Origin of the sequence: Sulfurovum sp. AR (assembly GCF_000296775.1) — a bacterium.
GTDB lineage: Bacteria > Campylobacterota > Campylobacteria > Campylobacterales > Sulfurovaceae > Sulfurovum > Sulfurovum xiamenensis.
Map to the genome: position 1 here is coordinate 1 of NZ_AJLE01000003.1, position 20,488 is coordinate 20,488.

Below are 20,488 nucleotides of genomic sequence, written 5' to 3' on the forward strand. Positions count from 1 at the left end.
TCATTTGCCATCGAAGACATGGGGATGAAATCGATCATGTATAACTGTAACCCAGAGACCGTTTCAACTGACTATGATACGTCTGATGTTCTCTACTTTGAACCGATTGATTTTGAACATGTCAGAAGTGTTATCGAACTTGAAAAACCGGATGGTGTGATCGTACACTTTGGTGGACAGACACCGCTGAAACTGGCTAAGAACCTTACAGCAATCGGTGCAAATATTTCAGGAACGACTGCGAAAGTGATCGACCTTGCCGAAGATAGAGAACAGTTCTCTACTTTTATCAATGACCTTGGACTCAAACAGCCTGACAACGGTACTGCATTTGCCAAAGATGAAGCGATGGCTATCGCAAACCGTATTGGTTATCCTGTGCTTGTACGTCCTAGTTTCGTACTTGGCGGACGTGGTATGCGTACGGTCTATTCTGATACAGAACTCAGACAATATATGGATGAAGCTGTAAGTGTCTCTAACGATGCTCCAGTCCTTATCGATAAATTCCTAGACAGTGCTATTGAACTGGATGTAGATGCGATCTGCGACGGAGAAGAGGTGTATATCGGATCGATCATGCAACACATTGAAGAGGCAGGTATTCACTCGGGTGACTCGGCATGTTCACTTCCTCCGGTATCTATCTCTGATGCGCTTCAAGAAGAAGTAAAAGAGCAAACTGCAAAGATCGCACTTGGTCTTGGTGTCGTGGGTCTTATGAATATACAGTATGCCATCCATAAAGGTGAGATCTACTTGATCGAAGTCAATCCAAGAGCATCAAGAACCGTGCCGTTTGTATCAAAGGCTACAGGTGTACCATTGGCAAAAGTAGCAACAAGAGTCATGCTCCAGGGTGACCTAAGAGAAGCACTTAAGTTCTACGATACATTCAATGTCGTCAACTTCGATAAAAAGATCATGGAACCAAACCTTAAAGGCCACGTGGCTGTAAAAGAAGCGGTATTCCCATTCAATAAACTGCCAGGATCAGACCTTATCCTCGGACCAGAGATGAAATCAACGGGTGAAGTGATCGGGATCAGTGACAATTTCGGTATGTCTTTTGCAAAGAGTCAGTTTGCTAGTAAGAACAATATCCCTCTGGAAGGTAAACTTTTCATCTCACTTACGGAAATAGATAAACCTCAAGCAGGTGAGATCGGTAAAATGTTCATTGACCTTGGATTTGATATCGTTGCAACATCGGGGACACATGCAGCATTGGAAGCAGCAGGAGTTCCTTCCACGAAAGTTCTCAAGATCTCCGAAGGCCGTCCGAACATTGATGATATGATCAAAAATGAAGAGATAGCATTGGCGATCAATACTTCAGACAACAAAGCAAGTAAAGATGATGCCAAAACCATTAGACAATCGGTTCTTGCTAACCATGTAGCCTATTTCACTACATTAGCCGCAGCAAAAGCAACAGCAGCAGCTATCAAAGAACTGAAGTCGACAAGTGGTGAACTTGAGCCAAAAGCATTGCAAGATTATCTCAGTTAAAATGAATAATAAAGTTTTTTTGACACAAACCGATACGACCATCGGTTTTGTCTCGCAAAATGCTGACAAACTCACTCAGATCAAACAACGCCCTCCTCACAAATATTATATTAAAGCTGTCAACTCACTAGATACGCTCAAAACATTTACCCGTGTACCTCAAAAGCATAAAAAAAGAGTCAGAAGAGCAAAAAAAACAACCTTTATCATGCCGGATGGAGATTCCTACCGTGTGATAAAAGACAAACATCATCTCTTGCTCTTAGACCGTCTCAAATGGGCCTATACGACTTCAGCAAATCTAAGTAATGAAGCCTATGATGAATCATTCGCCAGAAAGATGGCAGATGTCATCATAGAACCGATACAAGAGAACAGACAGGCCTCAAGTATTTACAGGCTTGGGAAAAAAACACTAAGAAAGATACGTTAATGTCAGTAATATATAAAAATGAAAATATCAGGATTGAAGTAGAACAGAATGAGATCCCCTGGCTTAAGATATTTACTCAACACGCTTACAAAGAGATGAGTGAAGTGCCTAGTGAGATAAAATTAGAAATATATAACCTTTTAGACATCATAGAAAAAGAGATGCTCTCGTATTACAAACCTAAAAAAATAAATATTGCCAGTTTTGGTAATTATATGCCTCATGTACATTGGCATATCATGGCACGTTTTGAAGAGGACAGTTTTTTCCCTGAACCTATGTGGGGTACAAAACAGCGTGAAAGTAGTTTGAAGTTACCAGATTTTGAAAGATTTTGTGAAAACGTGGTTAAAGCTATAGTATAACTTCTAGTATACTCGCCCTAAACGCGTTTGGACGAGTGATTATCAAATTTTTATTTCCCCTCATTCTCCGGACTATGATCATCAAATTTAACTTCTTCATCTGCAGCTTTCTTTGAAAACATATCTACATCCAGAAAAATTCCAACGACTACACCGATAATAACCCCTACCACTATACTAAATATGTCCATGACCATTCCTCTCTCTTTTTTATTATATTAAACCTTATGGTTATAAAATAGTATAACATAAAATTCTTTTTAACTATTTTTAAATAAATATAACAGAAGAAATATGATTATTCTATGATCACTACTAAGATTAGTAGGGGTATACTATGGGAATGCACTTATGAGAAAAGGATGAGATAAACAGATATGATACGAATGGCCAAAAAAATGGAAAAAGCGGCAATCAAGAGTAGTGGTTTTGATTTTATAAGACTTGGTTTTGCGCTCTTTTTTCTCGTAGCGGTTTTGACCTATAGTTTTTTAAGCTCAGGGCATATACCAAATAATATGTTTTTAGCTATCGCCGCACTATTTGGTGCCTATATGGCTATGAACATCGGTGCGAATGACGTTGCAAACAATGTAGGCCCTTCTGTTGGTTCAAAAGCACTTACCATGGGTGGTGCCATTGTCATTGCAGCTATATTTGAGGGCGCTGGTGCATTTATTGCCGGTGGAGATGTTGTAAAGACCATTAAAAAAGGTATTATTGACATCAATGCATTCGGTACCAATGTTGATCCTTTTATTTGGGCGATGATTGCAGCGCTCCTGGCTGCAGCACTATGGCTGAACTTCGCAACGATGATGAAAGCGCCTGTATCAACCACCCACTCTATCGTAGGGGGTGTGATGGGAGCAGGTATTGCTGCTGCAGGATTTACGATAGTGTCATGGGGCACTATGGGTCAAATAGCTGCTTCTTGGATCATATCACCGGTGATTGGAGGAGTCATTGCAGCAATATTTTTATATGCCATCAAAAAAACGATCATATTTCAGAATGACAAAGTTGCCGCAGCCAGAAAATGGGTACCTATTTTTGTAGCTATTATGTCTTGGGCATTTATGACTTATTTAACACTTAAAGGCCTCAAAAAGATCTGGCCTTCGATCGTAGATATGTTCGTCTTTCTCCCGGATGAAAAAACACCTTCTTTCCTTACCGCATCTATATTTGGACTTATAGTGGCTGTAATCGTGTATATAATCATGAATAAAACGGTTGCAAAGAGAGCAACCAATCTTCATAACACCAGAGATTCGATCAATTTACTCTTCACTGTGCCATTGATCTTTGCAGCAGCACTATTAAGTTTTGCTCATGGTGCAAACGATGTAGCCAATGCTATTGGTCCATTGGCAGCGATCAATGATGCTGTGATCACAGGCGGAATTTCTGCTAAAGCTGGTATACCTTTATGGGTGATGGCTGTAGGCGCACTTGGTATTGCTCTTGGACTTGCACTGTATGGACCAAAACTGATCAGAACAGTCGGTAGCGAGATCACCGAACTAGATCAGATGAGAGCATTCTCCGTAGCCATGGCTGCAGCTATTACAGTGATCATCGCTTCTCAGTTAGGTCTTCCTGTCTCTTCAACCCATATTGCAGTTGGTGGTATATTTGGTGTAGGTTTTTTACGGGAATATCTTGAATCTACTGGACAAGTAGAACGAATTGAAAAACAGCAGATCAATATAGAAGATGAAAAAAGAGTTTTGAGAGCATATAGCAGTGAACTTATAACATTAGAGGAGAAAACAGATAAATCAAAAGCAGATTATGAAAGAATCGTTGATCTTTATCAAAAAATTGACCAGGAAGAAGAGCGGATCAAAGCGGCAAAAAAACGTATAAAGAGTGTAGAGAAAGTCAAATATGTCAAAAGAGATGCCGTTAAGAAAATTATTGCTGCCTGGGTGATAACTGTACCAGCTTCAGCTGTACTTTCAGCAGCAATCTTTTTCATGATTAGAGGCATTGTCCTTTAATCTTCACTTTCCCATTAAAACAAACTCGAACTCCCTCATAGCACGGACAAGATCAATTCTCCTCATATTTAAAAAGCCATTTCAGTAAAAATGGTGGAGCAATGGTCGTGACAATGATGACAAAGATCAAAACAGCATAGATCTGATCATCCAGTATATCATTTACACGCCCTACTTCTGCAAATATCAGCCCTACTTCTCCTCGTGGGATCATAGAGATACCGATCAATGCTTTCTTCAATGCACTGGTATCTCTGAGTAAAAAAGCACCTATATATTTTCCAATAATCGCGATCACCAGGAAAACAAATGCTAAACTCCAAAATCTTACAGAAGTAAAGTCAATCACTTTTAAGTTCATTGATAACCCTACCATCACAAAAAAGATGGGTGTAAACATCTGTGCGATAGGCGTTATAGCCATTTTTACTTTCTCTAAAAATACTTCATCATGTTGTAACCCCATTCCAAAAGGAAGTATGAAACGTCTTGAAAGTGCTATACCTGCAGCAAATGAACCTAAAATTTCAGGAGCTCCAAAAAGATGTGACATATAAGCAAAAAGCGCTATAAGTGCTATGATCAACGTCGGTATGAACCCAGGCACTCTTTTATGTTCATCAAATTTCCTCATAAAATGAGAGATAAAATGTGCAAAAGCAGGAGCCAGCAAGAAAAACAGTAGGATAAATACCGTTGTATTCAAGGTATTTGTCAGGCTTAATGTTTGTGTGATTGCATAATCATAGATAAAAACAAGCACTATCACACCTAATATATCATCCAATACTGCAGCACCAATGACGATCTGGGCAACTTCAGAATGTTCTTTTTGAAGATCTTTCAGTACCCTCATGGTTATCCCTATACTTGTCGCTGTCAGTGTACCTCCGATAAAGAGTGAGACAACCAGTGTCAAATCAAATAGATAGTAGGCCACGAATGCAGAAACAGTAAAGGGAAACACTGCACCAAACAGTGCAACAATGATCGCTTTGCCCCCTGCTTGCTTAAGACGTGCAATATCAGTATCTAATCCGATTTCAAAAAGCAGAAGAAGAATACCGATCTCGGCCAATATTTTGAGTACATCATTCACCTCTACAAGACCAAAGCCTGAGACACCAAGAAGTATACCTGCACTAAGCTCACCCAGTACAGAAGGTATGCCCAATCGGGCAAAGAGTTCACCCAGGATCCTTGCCGTGACCAATATTAAAAAAAGTATGAGAAAAAAATTATGTACATCCATACTTTATTGTACAGAAAATAATATAAAATCGATACCATTAAGAGTGTATCGTGTGAATAAAGAGAAAATCTCAATAAGGTATAATAGTGTTTTAATTAAAGGGTTTAAAAAGGTCTCTTATGAAGTGTAACTGCTATCTATATAACATACTAGCAAGCTTGATAGTTTTTTCTGTTACTCTCTTGACCGGTTGCACTAAACCTATCAGCGAATTTTATCCACCGGATCCGGGACGGACTGATAATAAAACAGTTTATGTTGTCAATCATGGAATACACACAGGTATTGTTGTACCAAAACAAGATGCGGTCCCTTATATGCATTCTTTTAATGATTTTAAATATGCTCGATATTTAGAGATAGGTTGGGGAGATGAGACCTATTATCAAACGGATCCAAATACGCTTTGGATGGGTGTAAGAGCACTCTTTTGGCCTACAGATTCAGTGATTCATGTCGCTGCATTCCAGACAGATCCCGTAACCTATTTTCACAACAAAGAGGTAGTACCATTAAAACTCTCCCAAGCAGGTTTTACCAGAATGGTAAAAGTCATTTATGATAGTTTTGCATTGAACCAGCAGGGACAGCCTATCAAATTGGGAAAAGGGCTCTACGGCACAAGTAAATTCTATCGCGCAAAAGGATCGTTCCATCTATTCAATAATTGTAATGTATGGAGTGCAAAAGCAATCCGTTCCTCCGGCTTCCCACTAAACATATTTTCTGTATTTACATCTGATAACATCATGTATCAATTAAAAGAGCATAAAAATTAGTCGTACTTATATGTCTACTCTTTTATAAACTGTCCGGAATCTCACAGGTAATCTTTTCATCACCGACTATCTCAGCGAGTTCTGTACTCTCTACTATCTCCTGTTCAATAAGCTTAAGTGCCAACGTTTCTATCTTATCCCAGTGTGTTTCTACCAACTTTTCTGCATTTTGTTTTGCTACATGCATCCAGTGCAAAAATCTTTTTTCTATCTGTTGTTCCAGGAAGTAATTGTCTAAAGTATTGATTGCATTAAGGTTGATATAGCCCAGTTCCTTATCCATTCCCAATGTTGTAATGGCGGCATAAGCTTGTAAAGAGGCTTGTGAAAGGTCATTCTGTGCTCCACTGTCCATCTGATCATCCCCCATTTTTTTCACTTTTGCTAAACGACCAGATAGCAGAACACAAATATCATGGAACAAGTCTATCTTTGAGATATTTGATAGTGGATCTTCCTCATTGTAAGAGACAAAACCAAGCATCTTGCTTCGTGGTGAAATAGTCACTTGCTCAATTTTAATATGAGGTAAAAGAAGTACTGAAAGCACTGCATGTGCTGCTTCATGATAGGCTGTCATTTTAAGTTCTTTTTCGAGTGTTTCAACCATCTGCTTTTCAACTTTATGCCCGTACTTGATAATATTTATCTGTTCAATGAGTATCTCTTCGGTGATATGCTCTTTATCCTGTTCTACTACACTCAGTGCTGCCATACGCCCTATTCTTTCCAATTCCAAGGCACTCATACCGGTGATATAACGCACAATTCGTTCAACATCTATTTTGGGGTCATGGGGTTTTTCCAAGATTTTTTCTATAAAAAATCTTCTGGCATCCTTGTCCAGTTCCAAAACCTCCAATAAAAAATCAAGCTTTTGTGGTGAAGTGAGTATAGGATCAATCTCATCAAGGCTCTCAGCTGTAGCAAAAGTAAAAACCCGTTCATCTGTGGACTCTAGTATCTTGGCAATATCTGAAAAAGAGACATTGGTGATCGCCCCCTGCATAATGCCTTTTATATCAATATCTTCTAGTATCACAATACAGGGAGCATTTTTGGAGGCAATATCGTATATCTCTTTGATATACTCCAGTTCAAAAAGTTTTGAACCTGATATCTCCAGATAAGGGACTCCTGCCTCTTTTGCAAATGCTTTTGCAAGCATACTCTTCCCTACACTTACAGGACCATAGAGCAGTAGACCTTTAGGAATGGGAGTATCAAATCGTTCAAGCATTTTCGGATTTTTAATGATCTTAATAATACCCTTGAGACGTTCTTTGATATGCTTATGCCCTACGATATCATCAAATCCAATTTTAGATTGCTTTATTTTTGGTGTATCTTTTGTTTTTTTTGCTGACATTTTTAACCTTTGTACACTCTATATCATCTAATTCTATCATAACTCTTTCTCTAAACCATATATATTGTTTCAGTAGTATAGAGTTTGGCTATAATAAAGTATTTAAAGTGAAAGGTATCTTATGATCTATGAACTCTCCAATCCTGTTGCAAAAACTTTATTGAATCATTTACGAGAAAAGAAATCGGATGCATTGCGTTTTCGACATATCGTCCAAGAATTATCTAGACTTCTTGTCTACGAAGCCTTAAAGAATGAAACGCTTTATGATCAAACAGTCACTACATGGCAAGGTGAGGAAACATTTGGATTTATTAAAGAAGAAGATATTATTTTTGTCACTATCTTACGTGCAGGTCTTCCTATGATAGAATCTGTTACTGCACTTTTTCCAAATGCATCTTCAGGGTTTCTAGCTATGAAACGTGATGAAAACACCCATCAAAGTATACTCTATTATGACCGTATACCCGAGTGTGAAGGGAAAACTGTTATTATTGTCGATCCTATGGTAGCGACTGCTGGATCACTCTGTGATGCGATATCTGTTATTGAAGGGAAATCACCCAAAAAGATCATCTCACTCAATATCATCGGTTCTCCGGAGGGCATGGCAGTTTTAAAACAAAAACATCCAAACGTAGAAGTATTTATTGCACACATTGATAAAAAACTAAATGAGTATAAGTTCATCATTCCAGGATTAGGAGATGCTGGAGATCGATCATATAATACTATGAACTAAAATATTTATCTAAATCAGATTTATCAATATATTCTTATTCATAAGTAAATATGATTGATAATAAAATGTCAGATAATAGTTAATATTTACGAAAAAAACATATTTACACCTATAAAACCCCTATTTTCAGTATCTATTAAGAGAGAATCTCCCATAATTATATTTATAATAAATATAATTTATTTTCTAAACTGAAAGGTATGTTATGGAAAGAAGAGATTTCTTTAAAAAAGCTATTGTAACTGCTGGTGCTGCAGCTGTAGGTACCAGTACATTAGAGGCAGGGGTAACAACTCAACCTATTGATAACAGAAAAGTATCACCGGTTGCTTTTCCAGAGAAAAGACCACTGATCATGTATTCTGACAGACCACCTTTATTGGAAACACCTAGAGATGTATTTACCTCTGCACTTACACCAAATGATCAGTTCTTTGTTCGTTGGCATATGCCAGATATCCCAACTCATATTGACCCAGATACCTATACGATCCACGTCAATGGTCTTGTAAAAAATGAGCTCCATATCTCACTGAATGACCTCAAAACCAAGTTTGAACAGGTAGAAGTAACCGCTGTTCTTCAATGTGGTGGTAACAGTCGTTCTGCATTTAAACCTATCGCTGGTGGTATCCAGTGGGGTTCAGGTGCCATGGGTTGTGCAACATGGAAAGGTGTTCGTTTAAAAGATATTCTTCACCTGGCAGGATTGGAAAGAGATGCAAAGTGGATCGGGTTTAACGGTTCTGAAAGAGCTGCTTATTATGAAACACCTGAATTTGTACGTGAACTTGAACTCAGTGAACTTGATGACCACGTGATCTTGGCGTACGAAATGAACGGTGAAGACCTACCATACCTTAATGGTTATCCTCTTAGACTAGTACTTCCCGGGTATTACTCTGATTCATGGGTAAAAATGCTTTCAAACATCACCGTAACCAATGAATATAAAAAACTCTTCTTCATGGATGTTGCTTATCGTGTACCGGATAATGAAACAGAATCAGAAACACCGGAAAAGAGATACCCTACGACAAAGCCTATCAAAAAGATGAATGTCAAGTCTGTGATCGGATATCCAACAAAAGATTCATTGGTATCTCACAAGTCTCATGTCGTAATACGTGGAGTTGCGTGGGATGATGGTCATGGTATACAAGATGTACTCATTTCTACAGATGGTGGAAAGACATGGGATAAAGCCATTCTTGATGACGGTAAACTCGGTCGTTATGCTTATAGAGCCTTTAGATATCCATATAAGCCAACTACATTCGGTAAAGTAACGATCATGGCTAAAGCGATCAATAAAATAGGACAAGAACAGCCATTTGCCAAAGATATCAAATGGAATCATGGTGGATATAAATATAACGGTATCGATGAAGTTACTGTGGAGGTAGTATAATGAAAAAATTGATTTTAATTGCAGCACTGCTGGCATCACCGCTTTTTGCACAGGTAAACGAAAAAGTAGAAGTACCTTATGTTGCTTTCCCCATCAAAATGGGTGACGGATTCGATGCAATACAGACACATTGTCTTATGTGTCACTCTTTTGGATATATTATAAACCAGGGAAGACAGTCTAAGAAGTTTTGGCGTGGTAAAGTGGATAAAATGATTGTACACTTTAAAGCACCTATGGATGAAGCAGCCGCTAAAATAACGACAGATTACCTTTTTGAACATTACGGAAATGGAAAACTAGAATAATTTTATTACACCACCTCTTATTGAGGTGGATCTCTCTACATAACTATATTATTTACTCTCTTCTTAATTTATCTGTCATTTTTATTTGTTTCTGACTCATTTGTTTTGGTTTTCGTCTTTGTTCTAATACGCTCTCCATCCTGGTTTACCCTCGTCTTTGTTCTAACGCGCTCTCCATTCTGATTCACTCTGCTCTTTGTTCTGACACGTTCACCATTCTGATTGACCCTAGTTTTAACTCTGACGTGTTCTCCATTTTGGTTTACTCTGGTCTTTGTTCTAACACGATCTCCATCTTGTTTCACTCTAGTTGTCGTTCTGACACGATCGCCATTCTGATTTACTCTAGTCTTGACTCTAACGCGTTCGCCATTCTGGTTGACCCTAGTCTTGACTCTGACACGCTCACCATTCTGGTTGACTCTGGTCCTTGTCCTTATATTATCTCTAACATTTGTTCTTGTATTTGTATATTCTCTATTAGTGTTGCGATTACGATCACGATTTCTATAGTGACTTGACCTTTGGTAGGCAGCTTTACTTCTATAATATCCATATTTGCCCTCTACCGCACGATAACGATGTCTATTATGGTAGCGATACCCTTTATGGAAATAATGTCCATGAAGGAATTTACGATCACCAAAATAATAATATCCATTACTGTAATATCCACCATAATAGTAGATTCCACTGTAATAGTAGTAAGGTACACCATAATAGTAGGGATAAGGGTAACTTGAAAGAGATACTCTTACACTAGAGTATGGCACCGGGTCGTAATATCCGGAATCATAGTAACCTGAATGATAAGTTGTACATCCGGAGAAGAACAAGGTGGAAGATGCTACGGTAACCAGCCCTAAATATTTTGTTTTATTTAACATATAAATCCTTTCATTTTTGTATATCATAGAATATAAAAGTGTAACTATTGTGTAGATTAAAAACCTAAAATTTCTTCATTAGATTCTAAAGGAATCAGACCTTTACTCTTTCGAACAATGGTATCCCGATAGATCCATCTTTCTTTTATCTTCTCCTTCTTCTTACGGTCTAGAGCAGAAGTATCATATCTACCGGCCTCCTCACGTTGTCTTTGCGCTTCATAGAGTATCAGTCCTGTGGCTACTGAGACATTGAGACTTTGCACCATACCCTGCATCGGAATGATGATGATTTCATCAGCCAGTTTTACTATCTCAGATGAAACACCCTCTTTTTCATTTCCCATTACAAGTAGTGTAGGTTTTGTATAGTCTATTTCTCTAAAAGAAACCGCCTGCTCTTCAAGATGAGTGACTACCACTTGAAAACCCTGCGTCTTTTTTTCCTTTATAAACGACACCTTATGATCATCATGCATACGGTAACGGTGTGTCCATCTGTGTGCACCCTGTGTGATGGTTTTATGAATACGAAGACTCGCATCTTCCTTTGTAGCGTAGTAAATATCAAGGACACCCACCGCATCAGCTGAACGTATAATAGCAGAAAGGTTTTGTGAACTGTGGAGATTATCCAGCATCACTTGCAGGTCAGGTTGTTTTTTACTCAATACATCATCAATACGGGTTATACGTTTTTCATTTAACATAACAAATTATAACCATACAAGCTAAATATATAGGCGCTGTAAATTCAGGTATAATTGCAAAAAAATATAAGGAAGTGCTATGTGCGACTTCAACACTTTAACAGAGGAAGAAAAAAAGCATTACCATGAACTGCTTTTAGAGTGTGCAAACAACTTTGGCGGAAAGAACTTTTTTCTTCATCTCTTAGAAGCCATAAGAGAGACAAAACCCCATCCGCTTACTGCAGGCAATAGTCAATTCGATATGGAACTAGGGACGATCAAATGGAATAAAGTTATCTTTAATGACAAGCTCCAGCTCTTACTTAAAGCACGTGTCAACGAGAGTGCTCAAGACAATTTTCTACCGGACCCAAATGCGAAGAGCTATAAAAAGATACTCAATGTTGTACGTACATTAAAACCTATTGTGTTTCATGTAAAACCTGCCCATAAAGAAGATGGACCGGGTTTTTTCTTCCAGCCTTTTGATACGATAGATGAACATAAAACAAAATTAAATCCTCTGTTTGATTCACTCTTCTTTTGTTCAGTAGAGACCGTAAAAAAAGTACTGAACTACGAACCAAAAGGATAAAAATGACAGGTGGACAAAAAAGAGAAAAGATCAAATACGGCTTGGATGTCGGAGTGGTATTGAAAGAAGACCAGGGAACAGGAAGACTCACCTATGGTAAAGTACAAAAGATCCTCACCAATTCCCCTACCCATCCCCATGGTATCAAAGTACGTTTAAATACCGGTGAAGTAGGCAGAGTAAAAGAGATCCTATGACACTCTTCATCGACGGAGATGCTTTTCCAAATCTTCTGAAACCCATCATATTACGCAGTATAGAACGTCTGGCACTATCCACCAAGGTCATAGCCAATAAAAAGATCCATATCGGTACATCTAAACACATCGAATACATTATCGTTGATCAGGGTGCCGATGAGGCGGATCATCATATCGTAGAATTATGTGATGCGGGCGATCTTGTCATCACAGCCGACATCCCTTTAGCTGACAGGATCATCAGTAAAGAGGCTCATGCCATAGACCACAGAGGTGAACTCTACAGTGTAGATAACATTAAACAATACCTGGCCATGAGAAACCTAATGGAAAGTATTAGAGAGAGCGGCGAGATGACAAGCGGACCCAAAGCATTTGGTCCAAAAGACGCACATGCCTTTGCAAATCAGCTCAATGCCTTTTTAGCCAAACATGTATAGATTGATATATTTTTATATCGATCTCAGTTGTGCTACAATAGTATAACGATACCCAAAATGACTAATATGAACCGTAAATCCATAACTTTCAAATTTTTTCTTTAAGACTTCAGGTGGATAGAAGTTACCAGGTTCTCCGAACAATCTTTCTATCCTGCAAAGAATTTTACCCATAAAGGTACTGGAATCAAAATCATAGATAAAAACACTTCCACCGTTTTGAAGCACACGTACCATCTCTTGTATCGATTGATCAACATCCTGAAAATGATGCAGCGCTTCTCCTATAAGTATGGCTTCAAAACTGAAGGTATCAAAGGGGAGTAGCTCCGCATAGGCTGTGTGTGTTTGTATATATTCAGCAGAATATTTCAACATACCCTCAGCAGGATCCACCGCGGTAAATTGAAGATCAGGTCTACAAGCATAGGCAAACTCACTCATGATCCCAGTCCCTGCACCAAGGTCCAATACCGATGCAGATCTTGAAAGTGGCATTAAAAAACGGCAAAGTGACCCTCGTATTTTACGGGGATATATGGCTGGTCCGATGTATTTGAATATCCAACCCAAATGATTAAACGGAATCATGGAGATCTCTCCTTTTTAGACACTTTACATCACTATAACACATTATAATATATGACAATTTGACATATATCCATACCAAATTATACAACTTTGATATAATGGTCAAATAAAAACATCAATGAAGTCATAGGCATTTATGAAAAAGATACTTTCAGATATTTACAGAAATTTTGTTCTTTACTTTCAAATCTATATGCTTCTATTACTCATTCCTCTTACTTATAATTTCATTCCGGTCAATGAAGGGACTAAAACATTCTATATATCCTCATCAAACATAGATGACGTGATTCATACACTCAAAACAAACGGCTATGAAGTCACATGGTTGGACAAATTGATGTTAAAACTTAGAAAGACGCCGGATGAAGGATGGTATAGCGTTGAACCTAGTGAATATGGACGTATTTTATTTTTCCAGCACCTCTATCAACAAAAAACAGATGAAATCATGGATATCGTGGTATATGCCGGTGAAACGAAAGAGGAACTTATTGCACGTCTTGCCAATGATATGAAACTGGATCAGGATAAATTGTTACAGATATACGATACCCTTGCTCATTTCAAAGAAGCAGATATATTAGCTCAACGTTACACTCTTGCACGTAAAGCAGATGAAAATACAACAATGCAATATATTTTCTATAAATCCAGACAAACATTAAACACGTTTGTAAAAGAATATTTTACCACTACACCAGAACGGTTGGAGCTTAAAATTATCCATATCATCGCGTCTATTATACAAAAAGAGAGTAACTCTATTGAGGAGATGCCACTGATCTCATCAGTGATCTATAACCGGCTTGAAAAAAGTATGAGATTACAGATGGACGGTACACTTAACTATGGGCCATATGCTCATACAGTTGTTACACCGGAACGTATCAAAAGTGATGAAAGTGAATATAATACATACAAACATAAAGGCTTGCCGCCACACCCCCTCAGTACCGTCACTTTAGACGCACTGCAAGCTTCCATGAAACCGAAAAAAAGTGACTATATTTTCTTTATGCTGAACGAAAATGGTACACATGACTTTACGGTAACTTACGACGAACATTTGGATAATATCAGGGCTTTTAGAAAGTATCAAAAAGAGAGGGAAAAGGAGAAAGAGACAGAGTTTAAAGCCAGCCTCTAAATATAGAATGATGACTGACGATCATAAGAAGGGCCATACCTATACATAGGTATAACCCAAAAATATCTTTCTTGAAGTGGATTAAGAGATATGAACGACGATCTCTCCATCGGCAACATCAAAACTTGCAGATGAACCTTCAACCACTTTATCTTCAAGTATCAGTTCTGCAAGTCTGTCCTCTACCACTTCATAGAGTGCTCTTTTTAGCGGACGAGCTCCATAGACAGGGTCGAAACCGGCTTCGGCAATATATGCTTTGGCATTGTCTGTCAGTGTGATGGTTATATCACGCTCTGCGAGTTTTGTCTGGATACTTTTAAATAAGATATCCACAATGCTCGTGATCGCATCAAGGTCAAGAGGATTAAAGATCACCTGGTCATCCAGACGGTTAAGGAACTCCGGTTTGAAGTTTCGTTTCAGTTCATCATTTACCGCTGCTCTTCTCTCTTCTTTATCTGTGATCGTCATGATCTTGTCTGATGCAATGTTCGAGGTCATGATGATGATCGTATTCTTGAAGTCGACCGTAACACCTTTGTTGTCTGTCAAACGTCCGTCATCCAGTACCTGCAAGAGTGTATTGAAGACATCAGGGTGTGCTTTTTCTATCTCATCAAAGAGTACTACTGAGTAAGGTTTTCTTCTTACTGCTTCAGTCAGCTGTCCACCCTCTTCATAACCGACATATCCAGGAGGTGCACCGACAAGTCTGCTGGCTGCATGTTTCTCCATGTATTCACTCATATCGATACGGATCAGTGACTTCTCAGAGTCGAACAGGAATTTTGCAAGCGTTTTAGCGACCTGTGTTTTACCTACACCTGTTGGTCCAAGGAACATGAAACTACCGATAGGACGGTTGATATCACTCAGCCCTGCTTTGTTACGCTTAATAGCACGTGCAACAGCCTTTAGTGCTTCTTCCTGCCCTACGACCTCTTCTTTGAGAATACTCTCTATCGCAAGGATCTTCTCTTTTTCACCCTGCAGCATTTTGCTGACAGAGATACCTGTCCAGCGGCTTACAATGCTGGCGATCATCTCTTCATCCACAGAGTTTTTAAGCAGTGTACCTTCAGACATCATTTGTGTCCATTTCTCTTCAAGATTTTTAAGTTTCTCTTTCTCTGCAGGTATCTGTCCATACTCTATCTCTGCAGCTTTGTTGAAATCACCTTCTCTTTTGACATGCTCTGCCTGCGTTTTCAGTGAATCTATATTTGATTTTATCTCAGCGATCTCATTAAAGACATTTTTTTCATTGTCAAATTGATTCTGAAGCGATACACGTCTTTCTTCCAGATCAGCCAACTCTTTTTCTATCTCTTCCAGACGAGCAGTGTTTTTGTCACTCTCCTCCATCTTAAGTGCCTCTTTTTCAACCTGTAGTGTTGAAATATCACGTTTAGACTTAGCAAGATCTGTAGGTTCAGACTCTATCTGCATTTTAAGCTCTGCAGCAGCTTCATCTATCAGGTCAATAGCCTTGTCCGGTAAAAACCTATCCGTGATGTAACGATCACTTAGTTTGGCTGCTGCGACCAAAGCAGAGTCTGTGATATTGACATTATGATGTGCTTCCAGTTTATCTTTGATACCTCTAAGGATCTGTAATGCTTCATTGATACTAGGTTCATCCACTTTAACAGGTTGAAAACGTCTTTGCAGTGCCGCATCTTTTTCAAAGTACTTTCTGTACTCTTTCAGTGTTGTTGCACCTATCGTATGAAGCTCACCTCTTGCCAGTGCCGGTTTAAGTATATTGGCAGCATCCATACTTCCTTCACTTGCCCCTGCACCAACGATCGTATGAATCTCATCGATGAACAGGATGACATTGGCTGCTTCTTTGACTTCATCCACGATCGCTTTGAGCCTGTCCTCAAACTCACCTCTATACTTTGCACCTGCTATCAGTCTACTCATATCAAGTGAGATCACACGCATGTTTTGTAAACTAAGCGGTACCTCTTTGTTTACGATTCTTTGTGCCAGTCCCTCTACGATAGCCGTTTTACCAGTACCCGGTTCACCTATAAGGATAGGATTATTCTTCGTTTTACGAATCAATATCTGCATCATACGCTGTACTTCTTCGTCTCTACCGATCACAGGATCAAGCTCTCCATCCAGTGCTTTTTGATTCAGGTCAATACCATATTGTGAGAGTGCTTCCAATGTCTCATCACCTGATTGTGAGTCTATCTGTTTACCCCCACGGATGCTCTCAAGTGTCTTTTTATATTCATTCATATCAATATATTTACCCAGTGTTTCTTTCATAAAACTCTCACCGGCATTGGCCATAAGCCATGCATCCACTGCCAGATACTGGTCACCGTTCGCAGTCATCACACCTTCTGCATTTTGCAATGATCGTACAAGGTTTTGTGATAATTTAATGTTCTCTTTTGTGACAGAAGAAACCGTTGGTAATTTGTTTGCAATGCTTTTTGCTTCCAATTCTATGGCAGCTTTGTCAGCATTCATTTTGTTGAGGGCTTGATGTAAAATGGAACCGCTGTTTGTAAGTAATGCCCAAATAAGATGAATAGGTTCTACTTCTTGGTTTTTATTATGAAGTGCTAAAGATAGCCCCGATTCGATGGTAGCTTGCATTTGATTCGTTAATTTTTCAAGTATACTCATAGAATAACTCCTTAAAATGATTTAAATTTGAATTATTATACAACCTTTAGTCACTTCTTGTCAAGTTTATTCAATAAAATGATTTATATAGTGTTATCTATAGTATTCATTATAATAATATACTTGTTTCACGTGTAGTATCTGTGCAAACATACTTCTGCAATTTGAGATAGATCAATAGAAATTCTGATATATCAGAAAATTTTTCAAAGTAAATTACGTTATGATATCCTCATGAATTACACAATTGCTTCAGAATTTACTCCTCTTATAGATGCGATAGAGACCCATTTGGTGGGTAAAAAAGAGACGATCGCTTTATCATTGGCGACTTTTTTTGCAGGTGGGCATTTGCTTTTGGAAGATATCCCCGGTGTGGGAAAGACAACCCTGGCAAAACATCTCTCTCAAGTCTTAGGACTGGACTTTGGTCGTATACAGTTTACCTCTGATATGCTTCCTTCAGACATACTTGGGGTCAACTACTATAACCAGAAAGAAGGCGCTTTCATCTTTAAAAAAGGTCCTATCTTTACCTCTTTTCTTTTAGCTGATGAGATAAACCGTTCCATGCCTAAAACCCAATCTGCCCTTCTCCAAGCAATGGAAGAAGGGTCCATCACTATAGATGGAACACTCCATACACTACCCAAGCCTTTTTTTGTTATTGGGACACAAAATCCACAGGAAGAGGTAGGCACTTTTCCTCTTCCAACTTCTCAACTAGATCGTTTTATGTGTTCGTTTGGGATTGGCTATCCGGACAGCGTATCAGAAAGAGAGATATTAAAAGGTGAAAGAGGACACAGCAGATCTATATCTAATACCTTATTGACACCCCAGCAGATAGAAAGCTATATGAAACGGGCTTCAGAGGTCACACTGAGTGAAACCCTGCTTGATTTTCTTCAGGAAATAATCGCTTATACTAGAGAGAGTGGCATATTTGAGTATGGTCTTTCTACACGTGGAGCATTGTCTTTGACCGCTATGACTAAATCTTGGGCAATGCTGCAAGGTCGTAACTACGTGACTGCTGATGACCTGCAGGCAGTGACAGCCGTTGTATGTACACACCGCCTCAAGTTTAAAGAGGGTCCAACCACAGCCAAACGTATCCATGATGAAATCTTTACGCACATTCGCTCAGATATATAAACGCATAGACCAGCATGCCACACGCTACAGTGTAGTTGTAGTGGTTTTGCTTTTCGGGCTTTTTTTAGAAGCCTATATGCATGATTTCAATCTTGTCTATATTACACTTTTTTTCGCATTTTCTCTTGCATTTAGTGCCGGGCCAATAGGGATCTTTAACCTCGGTCATCTAGAAGCATCTTATCTATCTTCCGGACGTCTATTTGCACATCAAGAAGGTCATCTTGCTATGCAGATATACAATCCTTCACAGACAACATCATGGTCTGTCATACTCCGCCATGAAAATATCTCGATACCGCTAGAACCACTAAAAGGTGACACATCAACAATTGTACAGCTGCCCGTTTTACCCGAAAAACGTGGTACTTTCACCCATAAAGGTGGCTATTTGGAAAGCAAGTATCCACTCTCTACGGTACGTTTGGTCTTGAAAATAAATGATTCCTACAAAGGATTAGCCTACCCTGAACCCAAAGGTATCTCCTTGCATTCCTTTTTACAACAGGAAGAAAACCATTATGGGGAAGAGAAAGAGTTTGACGGCTTACGATCCTATGATGGGTCACAAAAACTTTCCCATATCCACTGGGCATCCGTGGCAAAAGGAGAGATAGCAGTCAAAGTCTTCAGCAAAGAGACACAGACACCTAAACTGGTTTTTAACTTTTACACAGCAGCCACAGATGATGAAGCACGCTTATCTCAGCTCTGTTTATGGGTACTGGAATGCGAAAAACAAAACCTGCCTTTTATGATACAAATGCCAAACAAAGTCTTAAATTCAGTAAAGGAGAGTACAGATGTTATCCTTGAAACGCTTGCAAGATACTAAACTCACTCCTTTAGCACTTTTAGACACTGCCTATATCATTGTTTTATTGCCTTTGATGCTTATACTCAAAGTACCTATGCTGATCTTCTCTTTCATGGTGTTGGTATTGCTATTCTTCAAGAAAACACCTGCAGATAAATATCTGATACTTTTTATCTTTTTGATGGGGCTTTTGGCACTCTATCTATCACTGTATGGTCTCTTCTCATTCAGGGGTCTTTCACGCTTGAAACTTTTTCTTGAGTTATTGGTCTATATTTTGATCATTGTTGTTTCCATGCAAAGACTCACAAGAGAGATCAACTTTTATCTACTGCTCTCCCCTGTTTTATTTTTGGCCCTCTCCTTATTTTTCTTTCATAGTCTTATGATGCTTACGTATGTCATATTCGAAATTTTCTTTCTGCTCTGGCTTATCCTGGCACACCGAATGGAAGGTAATATGCTAGAGAGCTTCCGGGCAAGCATGGTAATGTTTATGTATTCTCTGCCCTGGGTGGTTGTGCTTTTTATCTTCTTTCCTCGTATCTCATTTGAACATGCGGACTATGGTTTTAAAGGTGAAAATATACAGCGTATGGGACATGATGGTACCATGTTTTTAGACTCCAAGGCCCTGCTCGTTCCTTCAGACCGGATTGTCATGGAAGTGGGCTTTGATACAGAGGTCCCCACCTCTGATAAACTCTATTTCAGAGGAAGTATACTTTATGTGGATAAAAAAGACCATTGGGAAGCGCTTCCCAACTATATCAAAAGAGAAGACAGAAGCTATGTTCCTATAAAGGGAGAAAGAGTAGACTATAAAGTGACCCTGTATCCTACACAAAAACGCTGGATCTATCTGTTGGATATGCCTGCACGACCTGTAAACGATTCGCAGATGGATAGAGATCTCATAAGTACCGTTGAAAAGCCTATCAATGCTCCTATGCATTATTCTTCACGTTCTGTGTTAACTCCTTCATTTCATGATGATTTAGACCAAGATACTCTTGATGCCTCAACGTATTTTGATATCAAACGGAATCCCAAAACATACCAGTATGCACAAAAAATAAAAAACAATACAATAATCCTAAAAAAAGAGCTTCTGCCATTGTAA

At 38.8% G+C, this 20,488-nt stretch carries 22 protein-coding genes; 15 read left to right on the top strand and 7 right to left on the bottom strand.

The genetic code is table 11. The features are described 5' to 3' along the window. The 3 genes from carB to SULAR_RS03250 all read left to right on the top strand — a co-directional run. Positions 1–1,512: carbamoyl-phosphate synthase large subunit (carB, locus tag SULAR_RS03240; protein ID WP_008242927.1), on the top strand; the 1,512-nt coding region annotated here is incomplete at its 5' end. A 1-nt stretch (position 1,513) separates the two neighbouring features. Further along, complete coding sequence (locus tag SULAR_RS03245) at positions 1,514–1,945, top strand: Sua5/YciO/YrdC/YwlC family protein (protein WP_008242929.1); 432 nt, start codon at positions 1,514–1,516, stop codon at positions 1,943–1,945. Further along, positions 1,945–2,310, top strand: a complete 366-nt coding sequence (locus tag SULAR_RS03250) for an HIT family protein (RefSeq protein ID WP_008242931.1) — start codon at positions 1,945–1,947, stop codon at positions 2,308–2,310. Before SULAR_RS03245 ends, SULAR_RS03250 begins: the two co-directional genes overlap by 1 nt. Positions 2,311–2,360: 50 nt before the next feature. On the opposite strand, the gene SULAR_RS11105 is transcribed toward SULAR_RS03250, so the two are convergent. Further along, complete coding sequence (locus tag SULAR_RS11105) at positions 2,361–2,501, bottom strand: hypothetical protein (protein WP_155993745.1); 141 nt, start codon at positions 2,499–2,501, stop codon at positions 2,361–2,363. A gap of 186 nt (positions 2,502–2,687) precedes the next feature. Here SULAR_RS11105 and SULAR_RS03255 point away from each other — a divergent pair, with 186 nt between their 5' ends. Then, positions 2,688–4,316: an inorganic phosphate transporter gene (locus SULAR_RS03255; RefSeq protein ID WP_008242933.1), complete on the top strand. Its 1,629-nt coding sequence runs from the start codon at positions 2,688–2,690 to the stop codon at positions 4,314–4,316. A 52-nt stretch (positions 4,317–4,368) separates the two neighbouring features. Here the strand turns inward: SULAR_RS03255 and SULAR_RS03260 are convergent, their stop codons facing one another. Next, on the bottom strand, positions 4,369–5,568 hold the full coding sequence (locus SULAR_RS03260) for a cation:proton antiporter (protein WP_008242934.1): 1,200 nt from the start codon (positions 5,566–5,568) through the stop codon (positions 4,369–4,371). Between the two features lie 119 nt (positions 5,569–5,687). On the opposite strand from SULAR_RS03260, the gene SULAR_RS03265 reads away from it, so the two are divergent. Then, on the top strand, positions 5,688–6,347 hold the full coding sequence (locus tag SULAR_RS03265) for a DUF2459 domain-containing protein (RefSeq protein ID WP_008242935.1): 660 nt from the start codon (positions 5,688–5,690) through the stop codon (positions 6,345–6,347). A 22-nt stretch (positions 6,348–6,369) separates the two neighbouring features. On the opposite strand, the gene SULAR_RS03270 is transcribed toward SULAR_RS03265, so the two are convergent. Continuing rightward, positions 6,370–7,716, bottom strand: a complete 1,347-nt coding sequence (locus SULAR_RS03270) for an AAA family ATPase (RefSeq protein WP_008242937.1) — start codon at positions 7,714–7,716, stop codon at positions 6,370–6,372. 121 nt (positions 7,717–7,837) lie between these two features. On the opposite strand from SULAR_RS03270, the gene upp reads away from it, so the two are divergent. The 3 genes from upp (at position 7,838) to SULAR_RS03285 (ending at position 10,180) form a co-directional block, all read left to right on the top strand. After that, positions 7,838–8,461: a uracil phosphoribosyltransferase gene (upp, locus tag SULAR_RS03275; protein WP_008242938.1), complete on the top strand. Its 624-nt coding sequence runs from the start codon at positions 7,838–7,840 to the stop codon at positions 8,459–8,461. A gap of 205 nt (positions 8,462–8,666) precedes the next feature. Next, a complete protein-coding gene (locus tag SULAR_RS03280; protein WP_008242939.1) occupies positions 8,667–9,872 on the top strand; it encodes a molybdopterin-dependent oxidoreductase in 1,206 nt (401 codons plus the stop codon). Further along, a complete protein-coding gene (locus SULAR_RS03285) occupies positions 9,872–10,180 on the top strand; it encodes a hypothetical protein (protein ID WP_008242941.1) in 309 nt (102 codons plus the stop codon). Before SULAR_RS03280 ends, SULAR_RS03285 begins: the two co-directional genes overlap by 1 nt. Positions 10,181–10,248: 68 nt before the next feature. Here the strand turns inward: SULAR_RS03285 and SULAR_RS11220 are convergent, their stop codons facing one another. Continuing rightward, entirely contained in the window at positions 10,249–11,067 is an 819-nt protein-coding gene (locus SULAR_RS11220; protein ID WP_008242943.1) for a hypothetical protein, read from the bottom strand. Positions 11,068–11,123: 56 nt separating this feature from the next. Further along, positions 11,124–11,777, bottom strand: coding sequence for a TrmH family RNA methyltransferase (locus tag SULAR_RS03295; RefSeq protein ID WP_008242945.1), 654 nt, complete (start codon positions 11,775–11,777; stop codon positions 11,124–11,126). 79 nt (positions 11,778–11,856) lie between these two features. Between SULAR_RS03295 and SULAR_RS03300 the strand changes: the two genes are divergently transcribed. From SULAR_RS03300 to SULAR_RS03310, 3 genes are read left to right on the top strand one after another with little or no spacing between them, the layout of a single operon-like run. Beyond that, on the top strand, positions 11,857–12,354 hold the full coding sequence (locus tag SULAR_RS03300) for a hypothetical protein (RefSeq protein WP_008242947.1): 498 nt from the start codon (positions 11,857–11,859) through the stop codon (positions 12,352–12,354). Positions 12,355–12,356: 2 nt separating this feature from the next. Then, complete coding sequence (locus SULAR_RS03305; protein ID WP_008242948.1) at positions 12,357–12,551, top strand: YwbE family protein; 195 nt, start codon at positions 12,357–12,359, stop codon at positions 12,549–12,551. Next, positions 12,548–12,994: a YaiI/YqxD family protein gene (locus SULAR_RS03310; protein ID WP_008242950.1), complete on the top strand. Its 447-nt coding sequence runs from the start codon at positions 12,548–12,550 to the stop codon at positions 12,992–12,994. The genes SULAR_RS03305 and SULAR_RS03310 overlap by 4 nt, the downstream gene beginning before the upstream one ends. Positions 12,995–13,006: 12 nt before the next feature. Here SULAR_RS03310 and SULAR_RS03315 read toward each other — a convergent pair whose 3' ends face one another. Then, positions 13,007–13,585: a class I SAM-dependent methyltransferase gene (locus tag SULAR_RS03315; protein WP_008242952.1), complete on the bottom strand. Its 579-nt coding sequence runs from the start codon at positions 13,583–13,585 to the stop codon at positions 13,007–13,009. Between the two features lie 136 nt (positions 13,586–13,721). Between SULAR_RS03315 and mltG the strand changes: the two genes are divergently transcribed. Further along, positions 13,722–14,735 (top strand): endolytic transglycosylase MltG, encoded by a 1,014-nt coding sequence (gene mltG, locus SULAR_RS03320; RefSeq protein WP_008242953.1) that lies wholly within the window; start codon positions 13,722–13,724, stop codon positions 14,733–14,735. 81 nt (positions 14,736–14,816) lie between these two features. On the opposite strand, the gene SULAR_RS03325 is transcribed toward mltG, so the two are convergent. After that, entirely contained in the window at positions 14,817–17,390 is a 2,574-nt protein-coding gene (locus SULAR_RS03325) for an ATP-dependent Clp protease ATP-binding subunit (protein WP_008242954.1), read from the bottom strand. 234 nt (positions 17,391–17,624) lie between these two features. On the opposite strand from SULAR_RS03325, the gene SULAR_RS03330 reads away from it, so the two are divergent. The 3 genes from SULAR_RS03330 to SULAR_RS03340 are packed head-to-tail and all read left to right on the top strand — an operon-like array spanning position 17,625 to position 20,488. Beyond that, the gene (locus SULAR_RS03330) at positions 17,625–18,548 is read left to right on the top strand and encodes a MoxR family ATPase (RefSeq protein WP_008242956.1); all 924 of its coding nucleotides are present in this window, start codon (positions 17,625–17,627) and stop codon (positions 18,546–18,548) included. Then, positions 18,514–19,383, top strand: coding sequence for a DUF58 domain-containing protein (locus SULAR_RS03335; RefSeq protein WP_008242958.1), 870 nt, complete (start codon positions 18,514–18,516; stop codon positions 19,381–19,383). The genes SULAR_RS03330 and SULAR_RS03335 overlap by 35 nt, the downstream gene beginning before the upstream one ends. After that, positions 19,352–20,488, top strand: coding sequence for a DUF3488 domain-containing protein (locus SULAR_RS03340; RefSeq protein ID WP_081501829.1), 1,137 nt, complete (start codon positions 19,352–19,354; stop codon positions 20,486–20,488). Before SULAR_RS03335 ends, SULAR_RS03340 begins: the two co-directional genes overlap by 32 nt.

What these genes read in the sequence shown, in the direction of transcription:
- SULAR_RS03245 (WP_008242929.1), top strand. Translation starts at nt 1,514, where the DNA reads ATGAATAATAAAGTTTTTTTGACACAAACCGATACGACCATCGGTTTT.
- SULAR_RS03250 (WP_008242931.1), top strand. Translation starts at nt 1,945, where the DNA reads ATGTCAGTAATATATAAAAATGAAAATATCAGGATTGAAGTAGAACAG.
- SULAR_RS11105 (WP_155993745.1), bottom strand. Translation starts at nt 2,501, where the DNA reads ATGGACATATTTAGTATAGTGGTAGGGGTTATTATCGGTGTAGTCGTT.
- SULAR_RS03255 (WP_008242933.1), top strand. Translation starts at nt 2,688, where the DNA reads ATGATACGAATGGCCAAAAAAATGGAAAAAGCGGCAATCAAGAGTAGT.
- SULAR_RS03260 (WP_008242934.1), bottom strand. Translation starts at nt 5,568, where the DNA reads ATGGATGTACATAATTTTTTTCTCATACTTTTTTTAATATTGGTCACG.
- SULAR_RS03265 (WP_008242935.1), top strand. Translation starts at nt 5,688, where the DNA reads ATGAAGTGTAACTGCTATCTATATAACATACTAGCAAGCTTGATAGTT.
- SULAR_RS03270 (WP_008242937.1), bottom strand. Translation starts at nt 7,716, where the DNA reads ATGTCAGCAAAAAAAACAAAAGATACACCAAAAATAAAGCAATCTAAA.
- upp (WP_008242938.1), top strand. Translation starts at nt 7,838, where the DNA reads ATGATCTATGAACTCTCCAATCCTGTTGCAAAAACTTTATTGAATCAT.
- SULAR_RS03280 (WP_008242939.1), top strand. Translation starts at nt 8,667, where the DNA reads ATGGAAAGAAGAGATTTCTTTAAAAAAGCTATTGTAACTGCTGGTGCT.
- SULAR_RS03285 (WP_008242941.1), top strand. Translation starts at nt 9,872, where the DNA reads ATGAAAAAATTGATTTTAATTGCAGCACTGCTGGCATCACCGCTTTTT.
- SULAR_RS11220 (WP_008242943.1), bottom strand. Translation starts at nt 11,067, where the DNA reads ATGTTAAATAAAACAAAATATTTAGGGCTGGTTACCGTAGCATCTTCC.
- SULAR_RS03295 (WP_008242945.1), bottom strand. Translation starts at nt 11,777, where the DNA reads ATGTTAAATGAAAAACGTATAACCCGTATTGATGATGTATTGAGTAAA.
- SULAR_RS03300 (WP_008242947.1), top strand. Translation starts at nt 11,857, where the DNA reads ATGTGCGACTTCAACACTTTAACAGAGGAAGAAAAAAAGCATTACCAT.
- SULAR_RS03305 (WP_008242948.1), top strand. Translation starts at nt 12,357, where the DNA reads ATGACAGGTGGACAAAAAAGAGAAAAGATCAAATACGGCTTGGATGTC.
- SULAR_RS03310 (WP_008242950.1), top strand. Translation starts at nt 12,548, where the DNA reads ATGACACTCTTCATCGACGGAGATGCTTTTCCAAATCTTCTGAAACCC.
- SULAR_RS03315 (WP_008242952.1), bottom strand. Translation starts at nt 13,585, where the DNA reads ATGATTCCGTTTAATCATTTGGGTTGGATATTCAAATACATCGGACCA.
- mltG (WP_008242953.1), top strand. Translation starts at nt 13,722, where the DNA reads ATGAAAAAGATACTTTCAGATATTTACAGAAATTTTGTTCTTTACTTT.
- SULAR_RS03325 (WP_008242954.1), bottom strand. Translation starts at nt 17,390, where the DNA reads ATGAGTATACTTGAAAAATTAACGAATCAAATGCAAGCTACCATCGAA.
- SULAR_RS03330 (WP_008242956.1), top strand. Translation starts at nt 17,625, where the DNA reads ATGAATTACACAATTGCTTCAGAATTTACTCCTCTTATAGATGCGATA.
- SULAR_RS03335 (WP_008242958.1), top strand. Translation starts at nt 18,514, where the DNA reads ATGAAATCTTTACGCACATTCGCTCAGATATATAAACGCATAGACCAG.
- SULAR_RS03340 (WP_081501829.1), top strand. Translation starts at nt 19,352, where the DNA reads ATGTTATCCTTGAAACGCTTGCAAGATACTAAACTCACTCCTTTAGCA.